General features: G+C 68.4%; 2 protein-coding genes. One reads left to right on the forward strand and one right to left on the reverse strand.

Annotated elements, in window-relative coordinates:
* The first annotated feature begins 234 nt into the window (after positions 1-234).
* Positions 235-1,311 carry a hypothetical protein gene (locus AB4Y99_RS27310; RefSeq protein ID WP_441525550.1) on the forward strand — a complete coding sequence of 359 codons (1,077 nt, stop codon included), beginning with the start codon at positions 235-237 and terminating at the stop codon, positions 1,309-1,311.
* A gap of 36 nt (positions 1,312-1,347) precedes the next feature.
* Here AB4Y99_RS27310 and petA read toward each other — a convergent pair.
* Positions 1,348-2,015 (reverse strand): ubiquinol-cytochrome c reductase iron-sulfur subunit (petA, locus tag AB4Y99_RS27315; RefSeq protein WP_441525551.1); only part of this gene is annotated, 668 nt, incomplete at its 5' end.

Genomic DNA, 2,015 nt, shown 5'->3' on the forward strand with positions numbered 1-2,015 from the left:
GGCGACCTCTTCGGGCAAGGCGGGCGCGGGCGCGAGTGCTGCCATCGCCGCGACGAGCAGGGCGGCGATGCAACCGGTCGGGCGGAGCAGGCGGCGGCGAGGATCCCGAGGCATGGCCGGCTTCTCTCGCATGTCCGGCGCGTCGCAGCCAGCCCGCGACATCGCTTGCGGATTGTCCGGGTGGGCCTGCCTGTGCGAAGAGGCGCGCAACGCGGCGGCCGGAATGGCGGTCGGATGACGGAGCAACAGCCCGAGATGGCGAAGGCCTGGATTGTCTGGTCGCGGTGGTTCCTGCTGGCGGCGCTCGCCTTCGCCGGGTTGCTGCTCGCCTTCGTCGCGGTGCTCGACCCGTTCGGCATGCGCGTTCATGCCGGGCAGGCGGCCCAGCCGATCATGGATATCAACCAGCGCTACATGTACCCGCAGCTCGTGCGCTCGGGGGCCTTCGACGCTGCGGTCGTCGGCACCTCGACCATGCGGCTGATCGACCCGCAGGCGCTGTCGCGCGATCTCGGCGCCCGCTTCGTCAATCTCGCCATGAACGCCGCCACGCCCTGGGRGCAGATGCAGGCCGCACGCCTGTTTCGCCAGCACACCGCCGCGCCGCGCTGGCTGATCTGGGGGCTCGACGCGAACTGGTGCGAGGCCGACGCGACCGATCCGTCGAAATGGCGCACGCCGCGGCCGGTGCCGGCCTGGTTCTCGCGCGAGGTGCGCTGGTTCGACTGGCTCAAGCTGATGAACCTGACCAATCTCGAGATTGCCGGCCGGCTGCTCGCCTATCGCTTCGGCCTGGCGACCGAGCGCCTGCGCGGCGACGGCTACGGGGTCTTCACCCCGCCGGACGAAAGCTACGATCTCGCCCGCGCCCGCAGCCATATCTATCAGAACAACGGCGGCCGGCCCCTCGATCTGGCGCCCTTGCCGCGGATGCCGGTTCCGATCTCGGAGAGCATCGGCTGGCGCTTCCCGGCTCTCGACTGGCTGGAAGAGACGATCTCGGCCTACCCGAAATCGACCCGCCTGATGCTGGTCCTGCCGCCGTCGCATGTCGCGGCGTTCCCGCGCGAGAACAGCGCGGAGGGGCAGCGTTACACCGCCTGCAAGACCGCCATTGCGGGGCTGGCCCGGCGTCACGGCGCTATTGTGGTGGACTATGCCCACATCTCCCCCGTGACGACGCAGGATATGAATTACTGGGACGCGCTCCATTTCCGCCTGCCGATCGCGCAGCGCGTCGAGGAAGAGCTCGCAGGTCTCGCGAAAGGCGGCCAGCCGCTGCCCGACGGTGCCGCCCGGGTCTCGCGATAGCGGTTCGGGGAAAACGCCGGTGGCTGAGACGCGCCCTTACAGCTGCTCGATCGACGACAGCGAGAAGTCGTCGCCGGCCGGATTCTCGCCGACCACGAGCGTCGTGTCGGTGGCGTAGTGATGGGGTGGAACCGGAAGGTTGTACGGCGCGGGAACGCCCCGAAACACCCGGCCTGCCAGATCGTATTTCGAGCCGTGGCAAGGGCAGAAATAGCCTCCCGGCCAGGAAGCTTCCATGATGGGATCGCCCAGATCGGGCTTGGGGAGCGGTATGCAGCCCAGATGCGTGCAGATGGCGATCAGAACCATGAATTCGGGCTTGCTCGACCGGCACCAGTTCCTGGCATAGCCCGGCTGCTGGTTGACCGCGGGGTCGGGGTCGCCGAGCCGGGCGAGCAGGCCCGGATTCTTCAGCTCGGCGAGAGCCTGCTCGGTCCGACGCAGGACGAAAATCGGCTTTCCTTGCCAGAAGAACGAGATCTGCTGACCCGGCTGGATCTGCGAAAGGTCGATGGAAACCGGCACGCCCGCTGCCCTCACATCGGCGGAGGGTTCCAGCGAGGTGATGATGGGCCAGGATGCCGCGGTCGCGCYGACGACGCCGAAGGCGGCCGTGGCCAGGAACAGAAACTCCCGCCGGGTGGACTGCTCCCCATGGAATCCGACTTCGGCTTGCTCGGGCATCGGCGCCTCCGATCGAACGG

Origin of the sequence: Allobosea sp. TAB14 (genome assembly GCF_052113865.1) — a bacterium.
In the GTDB taxonomy this organism is placed as follows: domain Bacteria; phylum Pseudomonadota; class Alphaproteobacteria; order Rhizobiales; family Beijerinckiaceae; genus Allobosea; species Allobosea spartocytisi.